General features: G+C 67.7%; 18 protein-coding genes. 16 read left to right on the forward strand and 2 right to left on the reverse strand.

What is annotated here, in order from left to right:
• Nucleotides 1-191 precede the first annotated feature (191 nt).
• Nucleotides 192-767, forward strand: coding sequence for a class I SAM-dependent methyltransferase (locus ABMY26_RS04485; protein WP_372394292.1), 576 nt, complete (start codon nt 192-194; stop codon nt 765-767).
• 6 nt (nt 768-773) lie between these two features.
• Nucleotides 774-2,102, forward strand: a complete 1,329-nt coding sequence (locus ABMY26_RS04490) for a class I SAM-dependent methyltransferase (RefSeq protein ID WP_372394293.1) — start codon at nt 774-776, stop codon at nt 2,100-2,102.
• A gap of 80 nt (nt 2,103-2,182) precedes the next feature.
• Here the strand turns inward: ABMY26_RS04490 and ABMY26_RS04495 are convergent, their stop codons facing one another.
• Together ABMY26_RS04495 and ABMY26_RS04500 are read right to left on the reverse strand one after the other, a co-directional pair.
• Nucleotides 2,183-4,342 carry a malate synthase G gene (locus ABMY26_RS04495; RefSeq protein WP_372394294.1) on the reverse strand — a complete coding sequence of 720 codons (2,160 nt, stop codon included), beginning with the start codon at nt 4,340-4,342 and terminating at the stop codon, nt 2,183-2,185.
• A gap of 146 nt (nt 4,343-4,488) precedes the next feature.
• Nucleotides 4,489-5,715, reverse strand: coding sequence for a hypothetical protein (locus ABMY26_RS04500; RefSeq protein WP_372394295.1), 1,227 nt, complete (start codon nt 5,713-5,715; stop codon nt 4,489-4,491).
• Nucleotides 5,716-5,920: 205 nt separating this feature from the next.
• Here ABMY26_RS04500 and ABMY26_RS04505 point away from each other — a divergent pair, with 205 nt between their 5' ends.
• The 14 genes from ABMY26_RS04505 to ABMY26_RS04570 all read left to right on the forward strand — a co-directional run bounded on the left by ABMY26_RS04505 (nt 5,921) and on the right by ABMY26_RS04570 (nt 18,528).
• Complete coding sequence (locus ABMY26_RS04505; RefSeq protein WP_372394296.1) at nt 5,921-6,883, forward strand: hypothetical protein; 963 nt, start codon at nt 5,921-5,923, stop codon at nt 6,881-6,883.
• Nucleotides 6,880-7,305 (forward strand): phage holin family protein, encoded by a 426-nt coding sequence (locus ABMY26_RS04510; RefSeq protein ID WP_372394297.1) that lies wholly within the window; start codon nt 6,880-6,882, stop codon nt 7,303-7,305. The genes ABMY26_RS04505 and ABMY26_RS04510 overlap by 4 nt, the downstream gene beginning before the upstream one ends.
• Nucleotides 7,306-7,362: 57 nt before the next feature.
• The gene (locus ABMY26_RS04515) at nt 7,363-8,409 is read left to right on the forward strand and encodes a hypothetical protein (protein ID WP_372394298.1); all 1,047 of its coding nucleotides are present in this window, start codon (nt 7,363-7,365) and stop codon (nt 8,407-8,409) included.
• Nucleotides 8,410-8,802: 393 nt separating this feature from the next.
• The gene (locus ABMY26_RS04520) at nt 8,803-9,273 is read left to right on the forward strand and encodes an SUF system Fe-S cluster assembly regulator (protein ID WP_045583245.1); all 471 of its coding nucleotides are present in this window, start codon (nt 8,803-8,805) and stop codon (nt 9,271-9,273) included.
• Between the two features lie 45 nt (nt 9,274-9,318).
• Nucleotides 9,319-10,803: a Fe-S cluster assembly protein SufB gene (gene sufB / locus ABMY26_RS04525; RefSeq protein ID WP_045583246.1), complete on the forward strand. Its 1,485-nt coding sequence runs from the start codon at nt 9,319-9,321 to the stop codon at nt 10,801-10,803.
• Between the two features lie 91 nt (nt 10,804-10,894).
• A complete protein-coding gene (gene sufC / locus ABMY26_RS04530) occupies nt 10,895-11,647 on the forward strand; it encodes a Fe-S cluster assembly ATPase SufC (protein WP_372394299.1) in 753 nt (250 codons plus the stop codon).
• Nucleotides 11,647-13,044 carry a Fe-S cluster assembly protein SufD gene (gene sufD, locus ABMY26_RS04535; protein ID WP_372394300.1) on the forward strand — a complete coding sequence of 466 codons (1,398 nt, stop codon included), beginning with the start codon at nt 11,647-11,649 and terminating at the stop codon, nt 13,042-13,044. The genes sufC and sufD overlap by 1 nt, the downstream gene beginning before the upstream one ends.
• Nucleotides 13,045-13,046: 2 nt before the next feature.
• Complete coding sequence (locus ABMY26_RS04540) at nt 13,047-14,309, forward strand: cysteine desulfurase (protein ID WP_372394301.1); 1,263 nt, start codon at nt 13,047-13,049, stop codon at nt 14,307-14,309.
• A complete protein-coding gene (gene sufU, locus ABMY26_RS04545; RefSeq protein WP_372394302.1) occupies nt 14,306-14,773 on the forward strand; it encodes a Fe-S cluster assembly sulfur transfer protein SufU in 468 nt (155 codons plus the stop codon). The genes ABMY26_RS04540 and sufU overlap by 4 nt, the downstream gene beginning before the upstream one ends.
• 14 nt (nt 14,774-14,787) lie before the next feature.
• Entirely contained in the window at nt 14,788-15,237 is a 450-nt protein-coding gene (locus ABMY26_RS04550) for an iron-sulfur cluster assembly protein (protein ID WP_372394303.1), read from the forward strand.
• A 22-nt stretch (nt 15,238-15,259) separates the two neighbouring features.
• Nucleotides 15,260-15,604 (forward strand): HesB/IscA family protein, encoded by a 345-nt coding sequence (locus ABMY26_RS04555; protein WP_372394304.1) that lies wholly within the window; start codon nt 15,260-15,262, stop codon nt 15,602-15,604.
• A 171-nt stretch (nt 15,605-15,775) separates the two neighbouring features.
• Nucleotides 15,776-16,654: a hypothetical protein gene (locus ABMY26_RS04560; RefSeq protein ID WP_372394305.1), complete on the forward strand. Its 879-nt coding sequence runs from the start codon at nt 15,776-15,778 to the stop codon at nt 16,652-16,654.
• Nucleotides 16,655-16,853: 199 nt separating this feature from the next.
• Entirely contained in the window at nt 16,854-17,378 is a 525-nt protein-coding gene (locus ABMY26_RS04565) for an RNA polymerase sigma factor (RefSeq protein ID WP_372394306.1), read from the forward strand.
• A 142-nt stretch (nt 17,379-17,520) separates the two neighbouring features.
• Nucleotides 17,521-18,528: a FecR domain-containing protein gene (locus ABMY26_RS04570; protein ID WP_372394307.1), complete on the forward strand. Its 1,008-nt coding sequence runs from the start codon at nt 17,521-17,523 to the stop codon at nt 18,526-18,528.
• The last annotated feature ends 128 nt before the right edge of the window (nt 18,529-18,656 follow it).

The following is an 18,656-nucleotide window of genomic DNA, read 5'->3' on the forward strand; positions in this document are numbered from 1 at the left end:
GGCACGGACGTTGCGTCGCATACAAATTATCCTATCCATCAACTGTTAACAAATGCTGATACCATCTATTTTTACGGTTTTGTTAAACGATCGTTCAAAATCCATTCGGCTGGCGCAATGAAACGCAACTCAGTAAAAGGGGTTGAAGCAGAGCCGAGGAATTGATCCGGCATCTGTGAGGAGGTCGGTCGATGTCACTTGCTGAACGCAAGCTTTTTGTCGAGCGCTGGATTCGCTCACCCCTGAAGGTTGCCTCCGTCACCCCGAGCGGCCCCGAACTGTGCCGGGCCATGGCCAAGGCGACGCAGTGCGGTCCCGGCCGCCGGGTGGTGGAACTGGGACCTGGGACCGGGCCGGTCACCACGGCGCTGCTCGCCCACGGCGTCACCCCCGACAATCTGCTGATGGTGGAACTCGACCCGGCCTTCGCCGACCATCTTTCGGTGCTGCATCCGGACGCGACGGTGGTCCGTGGCGATGCGACCCGGCTGCGCCGGATCGTGCAGGCCCATGGCTGGCAGGATTGCGACGCCGTGGTATCGGGACTGCCGCTGATCGCCATGCCGCTGTCGGTCCAGGCACGGATCGTGCGCGGCGCCTTTTCCGTGCTGGCGCCCGACGGGGTTTTCGTGCAATTCACCTACGGCCCCTTCGCCCCGGTGAATCCGGAACTGATCCGCCGGATGCGGCTCAAGCCGCGGCGCCAGGCCTGGATCGCCCGGAACCTGCCGCCGGCATCGGTGTGGACCTTCCGACGGCTGCCCTGACGACGAGTGATTTTGACCACCGATCCTGTTCTGGACGAAGCGCGCGCCCTGATCGGCGCGCGCCGCCACCGCCCCGCCCTGCGCCTGCTGCGCAATGCGACCGCTCCCGGCGGGATGGAGCGGCTTCATCTGCTCGGACTGGCCTATCTCGGCCACCGCGACCCGCCGGCGGCCATCGCCTGCCTGCGCCGCGTGCTGGCGGACAGCCCCGGCGAAGCCGGGCGGCTGGCGGCACTCGCCAAGGCCCATCAGGCCGACAACGCCCCTCTTCCCGCCGTCCGCTGGCTGGAGCGTGCGGTACGCCTCGCCCCCGGGCGCCCCGACCTGATCGCTGCGCTTGCCGGCGCGCTGCGCCGCGACGCCCGCTATGCCGATGCGCTTTCCCTGGCGCGCGAGGCACTGGCCGGCGGCGACCCCTCCACCGACATCCGCTTCGAGGCGGCGACGGCCGCCGCCTATCTGGGGTGCGACAAGGAAGCGCTGGCCCATTTCGATGCGCTGCTGGCCGACGATCCCGAACATGCCGCCGCCTGGTTCGGCAGCCATGCCCAGGCGCTGCATCATCACGGTCCAGAAGACGCCCTGCGCCGGCTCCGCCGCGCCACCCGCTGCGGCGGGGCCAACGGCAAATACTGGGGCTATCTCGCCGCCACCCTGCGGCTGCTCGGCCATGGCGAAGAGGCCGACGGGGTCGAAGCCGCAGAGGTCGGCGACAACCCGAAGCGCCGGCCGCTGCCGGACGGGGCGAAGGCCCTGCTGCCGCGGCTCTCCGCCGATTTCCGGCTGTTCGGCAGCAGTGGACGGCTCCTGCGTCACGCACTCGCCTGTGCGCAAACGCCGGGTCTGGTGCTGGAGTTCGGCGTGCGCCGCGGCACCTCGCTCGACCATATCGCCGAGGCGGCCGGGCAGGAGGTCCACGGCTTCGATTCCTTCGAGGGACTGCCGGAAGGCTGGGTCAATTCTCCGCGCGGCGTGCTGACCACCGCCAACCAGTTGCCGCCGGTGCGCGACAATGCCCGCCTGCATGTGGGATGGTTCGAGGACAGCCTGCCGCCCTTCCTCGCCGCCCATCCGGGGCCGGTGCGTTTCGTCAATGTGGACAGTGACATCTACGCCTCGGCCCGCACCGTGCTGACCGCGCTCGCCGACCGGATCCGGCCGGGAAGCATCATCGTGTTCGACGAATATATCGGCAACCTGAGCTGGCGCGACGACGAGTACCGGGCCTTCCAGGAATTCGCTGCCGAGCACGCCGTACGGTACGAGTATTTCGCGGCGAGCCCCTACACCAAGCAGGTGGCGGTGCGGGTTTTGGGAATTGGCACCGCGTCGTAGGTGGTCGCGGCGCTTGCCCCCACCCCGACCCTCCCCCGCTGAGCGGGGGAGGGGGTAAAGCGCTTACAATTGAAATACCCTCAGACCGCCGCCTTCACCTGACGGCGACGGGCATGCAGCACCGGTTCGGTGTAGCCGTTCGGCTGGACTCGGCCCTTGAACACCAGATCGCAGGCCGCCTGGAAGGCGATGCTGCCGTCGAAGTCGCCGGCCATCGGCTTGTACAGCGGGTCGCCGGCATTCTGCTTGTCGACGACCGCGGCCATGCGCTTCATGACCTCCATCACCTGGGCCTCGGTGCAGATGCCGTGATGCAGCCAGTTGGCGATGTGCTGGCTGGAGATGCGCAGGGTGGCGCGGTCCTCCATCAGGCCGACATCATGGATGTCCGGCACCTTGGAACAGCCGACGCCCTGGTCGACCCAGCGCACGACGTAACCCAGGATGCCCTGGGCATTGTTCTCCAGCTCCTGCCGGATCTCGTCCTCCGACCAGTTGGGACGGTCGGCGAGCGGGATGGTCAGGATGTCGGACAGGGCAGCGGCTTGACGCTTGGCCAGCTGGTCCTGCACCTCGGCGACGTTGACGGCGTGATAGTGGGTTGCGTGCAGCGTGGCGGCGGTCGGCGACGGAACCCAGGCGGTGTTGGCGCCGGCCTTCGGATGGCCGATCTTGGCGACCAGCATGTCGGCCATCAGGTCGGGCATCGCCCACATGCCCTTGCCGATCTGGGCACGGCCCTTCAGCCCGGCGCGCAGGCCGACGTCGACATTGTTGTCCTCATAGGCCGAGATCCACTTGGTGGCCTTCATCGCCGCCTTGCGGACGACCGGGCCGGCCTCCATCGAGGTGTGGATCTCGTCGCCGGTCCGGTCCAGGAAGCCGGTGTTGATGAACACCACGCGATCCTTGGCGGCGCGGATGCATTCCTTGAGGTTGACGCTGGTCCGCCGCTCCTCGTCCATGATGCCGACCTTGAGGGTGTTGCGGGCCATGCCCAGCAGATCCTCGATGCGGCCGAACAGCTCGTCGGTGAAGCCGACCTCCTCGGGCCCGTGCATCTTCGGCTTCACGATGTAGACCGAGCCGGCGCGGCTGTTGCGCAGCGGGCCGTTGCCCTTCAGATCATGCAGGGCGATCAGCGAAGTGAAGACGCCGTCCAGGATGCCTTCCGGCGCCTCGCTGCCGTCGGACAGCTTGACCATGTCGATGGTCATCAGGTGGCCGACGTTGCGGACCAGCAGCAGGCTGCGGCCATGCAGGGTCAGCGTGCCGGCCGGCGTGGTGTAGGTGCGGTCGGGGTTCAGCTTGCGGACGACGGTCTTGGCGCCCTTGGGGAAGCTGGCCTCCAGCGTGCCCGTCATCAGGCCCAGCCAGTTGCGGTAGGCACCGACCTTGTCCTCGGCATCCACGGCGGCGACGGAATCCTCGCAGTCCTGGATGGTCGACAGCGCCGCCTCCAGCACGACGTCGGCGACGCCGGCCGGGTCGTCCTTGCCGATCACGCTGGCGCGGTCGATTCGGATCTCGATATGCGTGCCGTTCTGGACCAGCAGCACCGCCGACGGGGCCGCGGCATCGCCCTGCCAGCCGACGAAGGCGGCCTTGTCCTGCAGGCCGGTCTTGCCGCCGCCCTTCAGCGTCACCGCCAGCGCATCTCCCTCGACCGCATAGCCGGTGGCGTCGGCATGGCTGCCGCCGGCCAGCGGAACGCTGTCGTCCAGGAACTTCCGGGCCCAGGCGATCACCTGCGCGCCGCGCGCGGCATCGTAGCCGCCGGCCGCCGGAGTGCCGGGGATCGCATCGGTGCCGTACAGCGCGTCGTACAGGCTGCCCCAGCGCGCATTGGCGGCGTTCAGGGCATAGCGGGCGTTGGTGATCGGCACCACCAGCTGCGGCCCGGCGAGATAGGCGATCTCCGGATCGACATTGCCGGTGCCGACGCTGAAATCCTCGCCCTCCGGCACGAGATAGCCGATCTCGCGCAGGAAGGACTCGTATTCGGCCCGATCGAAGAGCGTGCCGCGGCGCTCGGTGTGCCACGCGTCGATCTGCGCCTGCAGGCTGTCGCGCTTGTCCAGCAGCGCCCTGTTGCGCGGCGCCAGATCGTGCAGCAACGCGTCCAGGCCGCTCCAGAGACGATCGGCGTCGACACCGGTCCCGGGCAAAGCCTCGTCATTGATGAAGTCGTAGAGGGGTTGGGCGATCTCGAGGCCGCCGCGGCGAATCCAGTTGCTCATCTCGTTGCGTGTCCCATTCTCTTGCGCTCGGTTCGCAGACTCCTCTCCGGGAGTCTTGGTCACCGGTTATCGCGTCATCCGATCGAACCGGTCAACACAATGTCGCACCGCAGCGTATGGCGAATTGGTAGCAGGCGCGACCCGCCTCAGGCCAGCAGGTCGACCGCCGCGGACGGCTGGACCGCCGGCTGTCCGGCCATGCCGCCCGCCATGTCCTCCAGGCCCGAGAGCGCGTCGGTGCCGAGGCCGTCCGGGCTGTCGTCGTCCGCTCCGGCCAGCAGCCCGGCAGCCCCCAGCGCGCCGCTGGAGCCGAAGGCCGCCGCGCGCAGGGCGTTGACCTCCTTCTGGGCGGCCTCGACCATCTTGTCGTCGGCCTTGAAGCCCTCGCGTCGCTCCCGCCGCCGCTGTTCGGACGCGTCGAGCATGTTGGCGGCCTTGGCCTCGCCGATGATCCGCTTGGAGGTGGCCAGCACGCCTTCCACCCGCTGGCCGAAGGTGTCGGCCTCGCGGTAGCGCGACATCTTCACCGCATTGTCGGCCATCAGCTGGTGGATCATCGCGCTGCGGCCGCCGGTGCCTGATGCCGAGCCCGGTGCCGACTGCCCTCCCCCGGTGAATCCGCCGCCGCCCAACCCCGACAGGACATCGTCGACCAGCTTGGCGATGTCGTCCGGCAACATGGCGTCCCCGGCGGCGTCCCCTGCGGCGTCCCCGGCAGCAGCCCCACTCTCGACCATCTCGCCGGCCGCGGAGTCGGCTGCGGCAGCGGCTGTCGCAGCCATCAGGTCGGCGGAGGTTTCAGCCGACTTCCCCTCCCCCGTTCCCTCCCCGGTCGAGATGCCGATGGTCAGCGTCACCTCGGTCTGCTGCACGGTCAGCGTCGTGGTGCGGGTCGTGATCGTCGTCTCGCTGGACAGCAGGCTGCCGCCACCGGCAGCGGCGCTGCTGTCGCCGGGCAGCCCGAGGTCGGCCGCCGCCTTGATGCCGGCGCCATATTCCTTGGCCGCGCGCCCGGCCTCGCGTGCCAGCAGTGCTGCCTCGCGCGCCAGGGAGGCCAGCTTCTGCGGGTCGCCGTGGGCGAAGCGCATCGCCATCTTCAGCTCTTCGATCCGCCGTTCGACCTGTTCAAGCCGGGCGGCGGCGGCGGCCTTGGGCCCGCCGACGCGCCGGGCCTCCTCCAGCGCCGTCCTGGCGTTGGCGCTGTCGCTCTGCCATTTGGCAAGCGGCCGGGTCAGCCCCTGCGCGCGCTCGGCCTTCTGGGCAAGCTGGCCCTGGGCGTCCTTCGCCTCGAGCTCCTTCTCCCACGGTTTTTTCGCCTGTTGCAACCGGAACAGCCCCGACTGGCCGTCGGCCACCACGTTGAAGACGCTCATGTCGCCACCCTCCGGCCAGACCGCACCCGGATGTTCGCGGCAAAGTTTAGCACATTCGCGACGACTGTCCATTTCGCGCAACAGAGCCGGGGAACACCAGGGCTTGGCTGGTGTTTCTCTATCCGACACCCGCTTCCGCAACGGACGGTTTGATGCCGCAGGCGCGGAGCCGCGGAATACCGGAATCCCGAGGAGGAAAGACACGATGCCGAACCGCGATACGACCGGAACCGGCGGACCGAACCCGGCCGGCCCGACCATTGGCAGTTCAACAACCAGCACGGTCGCCGGTACCTCCACCGGCGGCGGCCTGCCGGGCGCGCGCGCCGGCGTCGAGGACATGAAGAAGACGGTGAACCGCGCCGCCGACGAGGCCGTGAACAACGGCCGCGAGGCGCTGGACCAGGCCCAGGGCCGCATCCGGTCGCTGCTGGAACAGCAGACCGGCCGTGCCGCCGACCAGCTGGGCGGCGTCGCCAACGCCCTGCACAAGGCCGCAGAGCAGTTGAACGCCGAGAATGGCGGCATGGTCGCCGACTATGCCGAGCAGGCCGCCGGCCGAGTCGAGCGTGTCGCCGACATGCTGCGTGACGCGACGGTCGACGACATCGTCGGCGAGGTGGAGGGCTTCGCCCGCCGTCAGCCGGAAGTGTTCATCGGCGCCGCCTTCGCCGCCGGCTTCCTGGTCGCACGCTTCATCAAGAGCTCGGGCGAGCGCCGCATGCACCGCGCGTCCACCGGGCTCCGCTCCGGTGTCCACCCGTCGCAAGCCGTGCCCAGCACCCGCGGTCCCGGCCGCGACATGAACCGCGAGCCCGCCCGCACCCCCAGCCGCGGCATAGCCGGCGGCATCGCGGAGCCGGCCAGCCGCACCACTCCTGCCCACAGCGCCGACACTCCCTCCACCGGCAGCCAGCCGGACCGCCTGGCCGCCGATCCGCTTGGTGAACCCAAGCCAGCCTCCGGCCGCATCGGCATGCCGCTATCCTCCGCCCCGGCTTCCGTCACCGGCCACACCGCCACGCCGTCTGCCGACACCGCGCTCGGCACCAGCACGGTTCCGGGCGTCACGGGCACGACCGGCAGCGCCGGCGGTTCCGCGAACGCCGGCATCGCCGGTGTCGCAGGCACCTCCTCCACCTCCAAGCCGCAGGGGCAGCGTCCATGAGCGCCGCCGAGAACCGCCATGACGAGCCGCGGGATCCGCGGCAGGACCGGCCGCTCGCCGGCCTGTTCGCCGATCTCGCCCGCGAATCCGCCAACCTCGCCCGATCCGAGATCGCGTTGGCGAAGGCCGAACTCACCGACAAGGCCACCGAGGCCGCCGGTGGCGTCGCCTTCATCGCCGTCGGCGGACTGGTCGCCTTCGCCGGCGTCCTGGTCCTGCTCGCCTCCGCGGTTCTCGGCCTGTCCAATGTGCTGGCACCCTGGCTGTCCGCGCTGATCGTCGGCGTGGCGGTTCTGGCGGTGGGGGGCATCCTGGCCTATGTCGGCAAGAACCGGCTGAGCCCTGCCAACCTCCGTCCGCGCCGCACCATGAACACGCTGGACGAAGACAAGCGCTGGGCCAAGGCGCAACTCGCCCGCTAAGCCCCCGCCCCCGCCGAAAGACGACGGCGGCAAAGTTCGCCGCGACAGGGATCGCCGATGACCGAAGACACCCGCCATCCCAAGGATCTCGACGCCCTGGAGGGCGTCATCCGCGCCCGCCGCGCGCGCCTCGGCGGCACAGTAGAGGCGCTGCGCGACCGCACCGCGCGTCTGCGCGACGGTCTGGCGCGACGGCCCCCCCATTCTCCGATGGAGCACACCATGAAGCACACCTATACGCCGGCGACGCCGGACAGCAGCTCGCAGTACCGCAACGACCGCCCTGACTCCGCCCGGACGGGTGGTCGCTACAGGGGAGCCCAACCATCCGGCTCGATGCTCGACACCGTCACCAGCAACCCGATCCCGCTGGCCCTGGTCGGCATCGGCCTTGGGTGGCTGGCACTGTCCAGCACCGGCTACGACCGCCGGATCGTCCGTTCCCGCGCCATCCGCTCGGCCCGCCACACCGTGAGCGACGCCGTCGACTATGCCCGCGAGTCGCTGGGCAGCGCCACCGACAGCGTCCGCAACGCCGCAGGGGACGTCTACGACCGGGCGTCGGGTGCCGTCGGCGATGTCTATGACCGGGCGTCGGACACCGTGGGCAACGCCTATGACCGGGCCAGCGACAGCGTCGGCGGCATGATCGGCCGCTCGACCGAGGATCAGGGCCGGGACAACGGGGCCGGACAGCACGGCAGCCATGCCCAGGGGAGCCGCTCCCACTCCGGCGGCGTGTCGCGCCTGTCCGCCATGGCTCCGTCGGCCGATCATCTGCGCCACCGGATGCATGACGTTTCGTCCGGCTTCTGGGACATGGTGGAGGACCACCCGATCGTCGCCGGCGTCATGGGCGTCGCCCTGGGCGCCGCCATCGGCGCGGCATTGCCCAGCACCCGCTATGAAAACCGGTGGGTCGGCGACTATTCCGACGAGGCGACCGAGCGCGCGAAGACCCTGGCGATGGATGCGCTGGACCGCGGCACCCGCGCCGCACAGGCCGCCGCCCAGACCGTGGTCGAGTCGGCCAAGGAGGATGTCCGCGACGTCGTGTCGGCAGCGACCGACGCCGCGCGCGAAGAGGTGAAGAAGCCGGGCTGACACCGCCCCGCTCCCTCAGCACAGCATGCTTCCACGGGACGACCCCGCGCCATTCCGGCGCGGGGTTTTCCGTTTCGGTGGAGAGCTTCGCGTTTCGGTGAAGACCTTCGCATCGAGTCCGGGGAAACGCTTCGCTCCGAGGCCTACAGTGCGGCAAATCGCCGCAACCCGGCGCCTCCCGCCCGGTTTCTCTCCTGGCTTAGCACATGTGACGGCTTATAACCGAGTGGAGCCGAAGGGTATTCCAGCCGACCCTGTCATTCCGCATTGGCAGATCAGCCGCAAACGCGGCAGAAACCCTGCCTTTCAATCGACAATCGCCCCTTGCCCCGCCGGTCAATCAGGACTAAATTGGTCCTGTATTCGAAACCGGGGGCGAAACGGGGTACGGTCATGATCCGGCTGAGCAAGCTCACCGACTACGCCATCGTCGTGCTGAGCGAGATGGCGCGCCATGTGGGCACGGTCCATACCGTCGCCCAACTGGCCGACCGCACCGGCGTTCCCGCCCCGACGGTCGCCAAGCTGATGAAGGCGATGACCCCGGCGGGGCTCACCACCTCGCAACGCGGCGCTGCCGGTGGTTATGCGCTCAGCCGGCCATCCGATGCAATCTCCATCGCGGAGATCATCACGGCGCTGGACGGCCCGATCGCACTGACCGCCTGCGTCGAGGGTGCCGACAGCCAATGCGGGGTGGAGCAGCTTTGCCCCATGCGCGGCGGTTGGGAAAAGGTGAACCGCGCCATCCGCGGCGCGCTGGAAGAGGTGACGCTGGCCGACATGATGATCCCCATCACCTTCCCGGCTCCCGCCCCCAAGGCAACCGCCACAGCCGCCCAGCCGGCCCGCCCGGCATACTGACCGGCGCGCACCGACCAGAATTCTTGAGAAGGACGAGGCAAAGCCATGGCCGCCCAACCGGAAACCGTCGAGCAGGTCCGCGCCGTCACGGAACAGAAGTACAAGTACGGCTTCACGACCGACATCGAGTCCGATGTCGCGCCGAAGGGTCTGAACGAGGACATCGTCCGCTTCATCTCCGCGAAGAAGGACGAGCCGGAATGGCTGCTGGACTGGCGCCTGAAGGCCTTCCGCGTCTGGCAGACGATGGAGGAGCCGCAATGGGCGGCCGTCAGCTTCCCGCCCATCGACTATCAGGACGCGCATTACTATGCCGCGCCGAAGCAGAAGGCCGGCCCGAAGTCGCTGGACGAGGTCGACCCGGAACTGCTGAAGACCTATGAGAAGCTGGGCATCCCGCTGCGCGAGCAGGAGATCCTGGCCGGCGTCGAGGGATCGGAGGGCAAGAGCCCGGCCATCGCCGTCGACGCCGTGTTCGACAGCGTGTCCGTCGCCACCACCTTCAAGGCGAAGCTGGAGGAGATGGGCATCATCTTCTGCGCGATCTCCGAGGCGGTGCAGAAGCATCCGGAACTCGTGAAGAAGTATCTCGGTTCGGTGGTGCCCTACACCGACAACTATTATGCGACGCTGAACTGCGCGGTCTTCACCGACGGCAGCTTCGTCTACATCCCCAAGGGCGTGCGCTGCCCGATGGAGCTGTCGACCTATTTCCGCATCAACCAGGCCAACACCGGCCAGTTCGAGCGGACGCTGATCATCGCCGACGAGGGTGCTTACGTCAGCTATCTGGAAGGCTGCACCGCGCCCCAGCGCGACGAGAACCAGCTGCATGCCGCGGTCGTCGAGCTGGTGGCGATGGACGACGCGACCATCAAATACTCGACGGTCCAGAACTGGTACCCCGGCAATGCCGAAGGCGTCGGCGGCATCTACAACTTCGTCACCAAGCGTGGCGCCTGCCGCGGCAGGAACTCCAAGATCTCCTGGACGCAGGTCGAGACCGGTTCCGCGATCACCTGGAAGTACCCGAGCTGCATCCTGCAGGGCGACAATTCGGTGGGCGAATTCTATTCGGTCGCCATCACGAACAACTTCCAGCAGGCCGATACCGGCACCAAGATGATCCACATCGGCAAGAACACCCGCTCGACCATCGTGTCGAAGGGCATATCGGCCGGCCGGGCGCAGCAGACCTACCGCGGGCTGGTGAAGATCCTGCCCAAGGCGGAGGGGGCGCGCAACCACACCCAATGCGACAGCCTGCTGATCGGCGACCGATGCGGCGCCCACACGGTGCCCTACATCGAGAGCCGCAACCGCTCCGCCCGCATCGAGCATGAGGCGACGACGGCCAAGATCAGCGAAGACCAGCTCTTCTACTGCCGCCAGCGCGGTATTTCCGAGGAAGACGCCGTGTCGCTGATCGTCAACGGCTTCTGCAAGGAGGTCCTGAAGGAGCTCCCCATGGAATTCGCGGTTGAAGCGCAGAAGCTGGTCGGCATCAGCCTGGAAGGCAGCGTGGGGTAAGGGCAGCTCTCCCCCTCCTGCGGGGAAAAGGACGGAACGTAAAGCCCGGACGGCGTGCCGGCGGCCTGAAGAAGACAACGAGGCGAAGACGATGATCGAAATCAAGAACCTGCACGCCACTGTGGACGGCAAGGAAATCCTCAAGGGCGTGGACCTGACGATCCGCCCGGGCGAGGTCCATGCCATCATGGGGCCGAACGGCGCCGGCAAGAGCACCATGTCCTACGTGCTGGCCGGCCGCGACGGCTATGAGGTCACGGAAGGCTCGGTCACCTATTACGGCAAGGATCTGCTGGCCATGGAGCCGGAGGAGCGGGCGGCCGAGGGCGTCTTCCTGGCCTTCCAGTATCCGGTGGAAATCCCCGGCGTCGGCAATACCACCTTCCTCAAGACCGCGATCAACGCCATCCGCAAGCATCGCGGCGAGAAGGAACTGGACGCCATGCAGTTCCTGAAGCTGATCCGCGAGAAGACCAAGGCGCTGGGCATGTCGGACGAGATGCTGAAACGCGCGGTCAATGTCGGCTTCTCCGGCGGCGAGAAGAAGCGCAACGAGACGCTGCAGATGGCGGTGCTGGAGCCGAAATTCGCCATCCTCGACGAGACCGACAGCGGCCTCGACATCGATGCGCTGAAGATCGTCGCGGAAGGCGTGAACGCGCTGCGCTCGCCGGAGCGGTCGATGCTGGTCATCACCCATTACCAGCGCCTGCTCGACTACATCGTTCCCGACCATGTCCATGTGCTGGCCGCCGGCCGCATCGTGAAGTCGGGCGGCAAGGAACTGGCGCTGGAGCTGGAGAAGAACGGCTACCGCGACTTCGGCACGAGCGAGGCGGCGTGATGACGGCGCTCACCCCCCGCTCCGACTCTCCCCTGCACCCGATGACCTATTCGACGCGGGGCGCCGATCCGACGACGGCGCCGGCCCTGCTGGCGCCGCTCGACCAGGTGGGAGCCGGCCTGCCCGGCAGCGGGCTGTCCTGGCTGAACGATCTGCGCAGTGCCGGACGCGAACGCTTCGCCGCCGTCGGCCTGCCGACGATCAAGAACGAAAGCTGGCGCTACACCAACCTGCGCGACCTCGCCAAGCTGTCCTTCCAGCCGGCCGCGCCGGCGGCTGCGGCTGCCAGCATCGACCTGCTGCCGAGCGTCCGGCCGGAGGGGGAGGACGGGCCGCGGCTGGTCTTCGTCGACGGCCGGTTCCGGGCGGATCTGTCCTCCACGAACGGGCTGCAGCCGGGGGTCCGGCTGCTGAGCCTCGCCGCCGCGCTGGCCAACCCCGGCGATCTGCCGGGCGACCTGCTGGCCGACCATGTCGGCCGCCTCGCCGCAGCCGACGACCGGCCGCTGGTGGCGCTGAACAGCGCCTATCTGGCCGACGGCCCGGTCCTTCATGTGCCGGCCGGCGTCCAGGTCGAACGGCCGGTCGAACTGGTCTTCGTATCCGTCGGGTCCGACGCCCAGGCGACCTCCTGCCATCCGCGCACGCTGCTGATCGCCGAGGCCGGGTCGAAGGCGGTGGTGGTCGAACATCATGTCGGCCGCGGCGCCGGCACCACGCTCGCCAACCATGTCACCGAGGTTTTCGTCGGCGAGGGCGCCACGCTGCACCATTACAAGTCGCAGCGCGAAGGCAGCGGCGCCATCCACCTGTCGCACATCGCAGCGACCGTGGCGACCGGCGGCTGCTACGACAACTTCATCCTGACGACCGGAGCGAAGCTGTCGCGCAACGAGGTGGTCAGCCGGCTGGACGGGACCGAGGCGCGGACGCATGTCAGCGGCGGCTATCTGGTCCGCGGCAAGCAGCATGCCGACACCACCACGCTGATCGTCCACGCACAGCCCTTCGGGACCAGCCGCGAGGTCTACAAGGGCGTCATCGACGACACGGCGCGCGCGGTGTTCCAGGGCAAGATCACCGTCTGCCCGGATGCGCAGAAGACCGACGGCTACCAGCTGAACCGGGCGCTGCTGCTGTCCGACGGCGCCGAGATCGACAGCAAGCCGGAACTGGAAATCCACGCCGACGACGTGAAATGCAGCCACGGCTGCACCGCCGGCGAACTGGACGACGACGCGCTGTTCTACCTGCGCGCCCGCGGCATCGACCGGGACACCGCCCAGGGGCTGCTGATCGGGGCCTTCCTGTCGGAATCGCTGGAGGAAATCGCCGAACCGTCGATCCGCGACGCCTTCCAGGGGATCGTGGCCGGCTGGCTGGAGGAGCAGAAGTAACCATGTCCGATGCCATCCTGAACCAAGCCTACGACGTGCAGCGGGTGCGGGACGACTTCCCCGTGCTGGCCCGCAGCGTCCACGCCAGGAAGGGAAAGCCCGGCAAGCCGCTGGTCTATCTGGACAGCGGGGCGTCCGCCCAGAAGCCGCGTCAGGTCATCCAGGCCATGACCCGCTTCATGGAAGAGGATTATTCCAACATCCACCGCGGCGTCCATTTCCTGTCGCAGACCGCGACCGACCAGTTCGAGGCGGTGCGCACCAAGGTCGCGCGCTTCCTGAACGCACCGCACGACCGCTGCATCGTCTTCACCCGCAGCTCGACCGAGGCGATCAACCTCGTGGCGGCCAGCTATGGCCGGACCTTCCTGAACGAGGGCGACGAGGTCATCCTCTCGATCATGGAGCATCACGCCAACATCGTGCCGTGGCAACTGCTCCAGGCCGAGAAGAAGATCGTCATCAAGGTCGTGCCCTGCGACGAGGACGGCGTCCTCGACATGGACGCCTACAGGGATCTGCTGTCCGACCGCACGAAGCTGGTGGCGATCACCCACTGCTCCAACGTGTTGGGCACCGTCACCCCGGCCAAGGCCATCGCGAGGCTGGCGCATGAGCGCGGTGTCCCGGTGCTGTTCGACGGCAGCCAGGCGGTGGTGCATGGCCCGGTCGACGTGCAGGACATCGACGCCGATTTTTACGTCTTCACCGCGCACAAGCTCTATGGCCCGACCGGCCTCGGCGTGCTGTACGGCAAATACGACCTCCTGAAGAAGATGCCGCCCTATCAGGGCGGCGGCGACATGATCGAGAGCGTCAGCTTCGAAGGCACCACCTTCAAGGCGCCGCCGTCGCGCTTCGAGGCCGGCACGCCGCCGATCACCGAGGTGATCGGGCTGGGCGCCGCAATCGACTATGTCGAGGCTCTCGGCCGCGACGCCATCGCCGCGCACGAGCACGACCTGCTGCAATACGCCACGCAGCAGCTGTCGCAGATCGACGGCCTGCGCATCGTAGGGACCGCGCCCGGCAAGGGACCGATCGTCTCCTTCGCGCTGGAGGGCGTGCACCCGCACGATGTCGGCACCATCGTCGACCAGTATGGCGTCGCCGTGCGCGTCGGCCGCCATTGCGCCGAGCCGCTGGCCGAGCGGTTCGGGGTAGGGCCGACCGTCCGCGCCTCCTTCGGCCTCTACAACACCCGGGAGGAAGCCGACGCGCTCGTCCAGTCCCTCCAGGCGGTCAAGGAGTTCTTCGGAGCATGATGGACGATCTGCGCGAGCTGTATCAGGAAGTGATCCTGGACCACGGCAAGCATCCCCGCAACTTCCGCCATCCCGACGACGCCAACCGCGAGGCGAAGGGCGAGAACCCGATGTGCGGCGACCGCTTCATGGTCTACCTGACACTGAAGGACGGGGTGGTCGAGGATGTGGCCTTCCAGGGCCGCGGCTGCGCCATCTCCACCGCCAGCGCCTCGATGATGACGGAACTGGTGCATGGCAAGTCGGCGGCGGAGGCGGAAAGGCTGTTCCACGCCTTCCACGAGCTGTGCACCCAGGACGAGCCGGACATTCCGGAAGGCGTCGACGACGAGACGATGGAAAAGCTGATGGTGATGTCCGGCGTGCGCCAATTCCCGGTACGGGTGAAGTGCGCGACTCTCGCATGGCACGCCATGAACGCGGCCCTGCATGGCGAGGCTACGGCCTCCAGCGACCAGTTTTGACGGAGGGGATCGACATGCCCGATGAAACCCTGACGCAACGCCCCATCGCCCCGACCCCCGCCGAGGCGGAGGCCCAGATCAAGACGGACACCGAGGCGGACACGTCCGGACCGAAGGACTTCGCCCCGATGCCCAAGCCGCCCGAGGGCTTCGACCCGCGGGAGGAGATCATGGATCGCGTCGTGGCGGCGATCAAGACCTGCTACGACCCGGAAATCCCGGTCGATATCTGGGAACTCGGCCTGATCTACCGTGTGGACATGGATGGGGAGCGGAATGTCGAGATTGATATGACGCTGACCAGCCCCATGTGTCCGGTGGCCGGTGAATTGCCCGAACAGGTGCGCCAGGCCGTGCTGGGCGTCGAGGACGTCAACGAGGCCAAGATCGCGCTGGTGTGGGAGCCCCCCTGGCACCAGGGCATGATGTCCGAAGAAGCCCGCCTGCAACTGGATATGTTCTGAGCCGTTTTAGGAGACAGTCACCATGGCCCGCCCCCTGCCCAAGGCGATCACGATCACCGACGCCGCCGCGGAGCGCGTCAAGGCGCTGATGTCCAAGGCCAACGACGAGATCGTCGGCTTGCGCATCGGCGTGAAGGCGCGCGGCTGTTCCGGCCTCAGCTACGACGTCCAATATGCCAAGGAAAAGCTGAAGTTCGACGAGGTGGTGGAGGACAAGGGCGTCACCGTCCTGATCGACCCGGCCGCCGTCATGTTCCTGATCGGCAGCGAGATGGACTATGTCGACGACAAGTTCCAGACCGGCTTCGTCTTCAAGAATCCGAACGAGAAGGGCCGCTGCGGCTGCGGCGAGAGCTTCCACGTCTGACATCTCGGAAAAGGGTATGACGGCCGGTGGCTTGGCGGCGCACGCCCCCAGCCCCGGCCCCGCCGCCAGCCCCAGCCAAAGAAACAACCGGAAAATGTCTGCGTAATTTTGACTCGCCCGCGTGCGGGTACTATGATGCATCCGATACCACGCATGGTTGGGGGATGCATCATGGTTCAGAGCGTCTACAGCAGCGCATGGGCGTCGTTGACCGCCAAGTCCGGGCCGGCATCGGGCGTTCACGCCTTCGTCGGCAAGACGACCGCCCCCACCGCCAAATCCGTCGACGCATCCGGCTCGACGACCGCCGCCGCGCCGGGCGGTGACAGCGTAAAGGTCAGCAAGCTCGGCCAAGCCTTGACAGGAATGGCGGCAAAGGCGTTCGAGCATCTCGACGGCGACAGCAAGAAGCAGTTGGAGACGCTGGTGGAAACCGGGCGCGTGTCGGCCGATGACGCCGTCAAGGGATTGCGGTCCCTGGCGAAGAACGCGCTGTTCGGCCGTTTCGTGAGCGAAGCTCCGACCACGACCGAGGAAGATGCCGCAAGCGCCCGGATGAAGGTGCTCGGCGACAAGCGGGCTGCCGCCATGAAGGCCGGGCCGCCGAAGGATGTCGCAGATGCTCTCAACGCCCTGGATCGGCTGGGCGAAGCCATGAAGAGCGGCGCCGTCAACCAGGAAGACGGGGCTGCGAGCTTGGCCGAGATCCACAAGCGCCTGCGCGACGCCAACACCCAGATGACCACCGAAAAGCTCACCGGATTGACGGAGGCCGAAAATGAGGAGGATCATCGCCTGCTGAACGTCGTGTTCGGCAGCAAGGCCAACCGCTTCGCCGACATCGACTTCGGTGAAGACGACCATGAGACCAGTTCGACGACCTACAAGATCCAGACCAAGGACGAGTTGGACGCCGCCGACCGGCTCTTCGCCGCCGGATTCAAGCTTGAGAACAACGCCATGGCCCGTTTCGCCGCAGATTTCGACATTCCGGGACTGGGCAAGGGCACGATGCCGCCATGGAAGAGTTTTCAGCCGCTCAGCCGGTGAACCGATATCGGCAGGATCTCGGTATTAAGAATCGTTCGCATTCTAAGCGCTTTCCGGCTATACCGGGCTGACCGGCACGCCTTGGCAAGATGTTCAACATTTCCAGGGCTGCCGGGCTTCCCTATCCGACACCCCACGCACCCGTGACCGACCCTCGTCCTTTCGCCCTGCCCCCGGCGCTTCGCCCATGGTCCATCCGATGACCGGCCCTGTCGGCACCTGGGCGCGCAAGATCGCGGAGCTGTTCGACAGCCACCGGCTGCGGGTCGAACGGGTCATCGCGCGACGAACCGGCGACCCGCAGAGTGCGGGCGATCTGGCGCAGGACGCCTTCCTGCGGCTGGCGCGGCTACCCGACGGCGAGGCGGTGCAGAATCCGGTAGGGCTGCTGTTCGTGGTGGCCGACCGCATCGCACTGGACCATTGCCGCGCGGCGAATCGCCAGCGACTGCGCGAGGCCGGACCGCCCGACGATCAGTTGCCTGCAACCGATCCGACTGCCGATGCGGTGATGGAACGGAACGAGACGATGGCACGGCTGCGCGGAGCCATCGACGCCCTGCCGCCCAAGACCCGCGATGTCTTCCTGCTCTACCATGTCGAAGGGCTGCCCTACCGCGCCATCGGCGAGCGGCTGGGCATTTCACCGCGCACGGTCGAATACCATCTGCGCGTGGCCCTGGAGCAATGCCGCACCCACATGAAGCGGCGGCCACCACGATGATCCGCAGGATTCTTTCGCTTCCCGGACATTTTATTTGAGGGATTGGCCGCAGCCGGCCGTCTTGGTAAGCAGAAGACAACCGGACCGCGCCCCCCGCGCGTCAGCGGGCGAACCCCAGCGAGCAACCCCCAGCGAGCAGACGATGGACCGGCAGGACGAACAGCGGAGCGGACCCGACGAGGACAGGCTGTTCTCGGAAGCGAACGCGTGGTTCTTCCGCCTGCAGGCCGACGATCATACCCCGGCGGAGCGTATCGCATTCGCCGCCTGGCTCGCCCGCAGCCCCGCCCATACCCGTGCCTTCGCCGAGTTGGAAACTCTCCTGCACGACCTGAAGGAACCTGCCAGGGCCGCGGCCCGAGCCATGCCCACGCCCGACCGGATCGCAGCACCTGGACAGGCGCGGATCGCCGGCTTCCGCCGCTTTGCAGCTGCGGCGGCGATCCTGCTTGCGGTCGGCGGCATAGGCCTGTGGCAGGGACCGACGCGCTACCAGAACGCCATCGCCGATCAGGTGACATCGGTCGGCCAGCGCCGCACGCTGATGCTGCCGGACGGCTCCAGCGCGGAGATGAACGGCGACACCGCGCTGGCGCTCGACTTCCAGGGCGGTGAGCGGAAGGTCCGGCTTCTCCGCGGCGAGGCCTGGTTCCAGGTCGTCCGCGATCCCGACCATCCCTTCGTCGTCGATGCCGGGGCCGGAGCCGCCCGCGTGCTGGGGACCCAGTTCAGTGTCCGCCGGGACGGCGACCGCACCACCGTCACCGTCGGGGAGGGGTTGGTCGAGGTTGCCACGCATCCTGGCGGGAACGCCCATGCGCCGTGGCCGGACAGCATCCGCCTCCGCCCCGGCGAAAGCGCGGAGGCCGGCCCCCTTGGCCTGACCGGACCGCAGGCCGCCGATCCCGGTGTCGCCTTCGCCTGGCGGCACGGGCAGATCGTGTTCCGCCAGCAGTCGCTCGCCTCCGTCATCACCGCTCTGAACCGGCAATGGCCCGGCCGCGTGGTGCTGCTGAACGACGAGGCGGCCGAACGGGTGGTGTCCGGCGTGTTCGCCCTCGACCGGCCGGACGCCGTGTTCGCCGCGCTGGAACGCGGTTTGGGCGTCCATGCCACCCGCATCACCCCCTATCTGACCCTGCTTCGGTAAAAAACGTACGGCTCCGAAAAAACCTCCCAGGGATTTCCGCTCCGCCATCGTCATGTCCGGGAAAGAAGAGAATGAGACGCAGTCGCGATCAAGCGGCGCGGGCTCGCACCGGACGACAGAGGCAAGCG

The organism is Azospirillum sp. HJ39, assembly GCF_041507355.1.
Taxonomy (GTDB): Bacteria; Pseudomonadota; Alphaproteobacteria; order Azospirillales; family Azospirillaceae; genus Azospirillum; species Azospirillum thiophilum.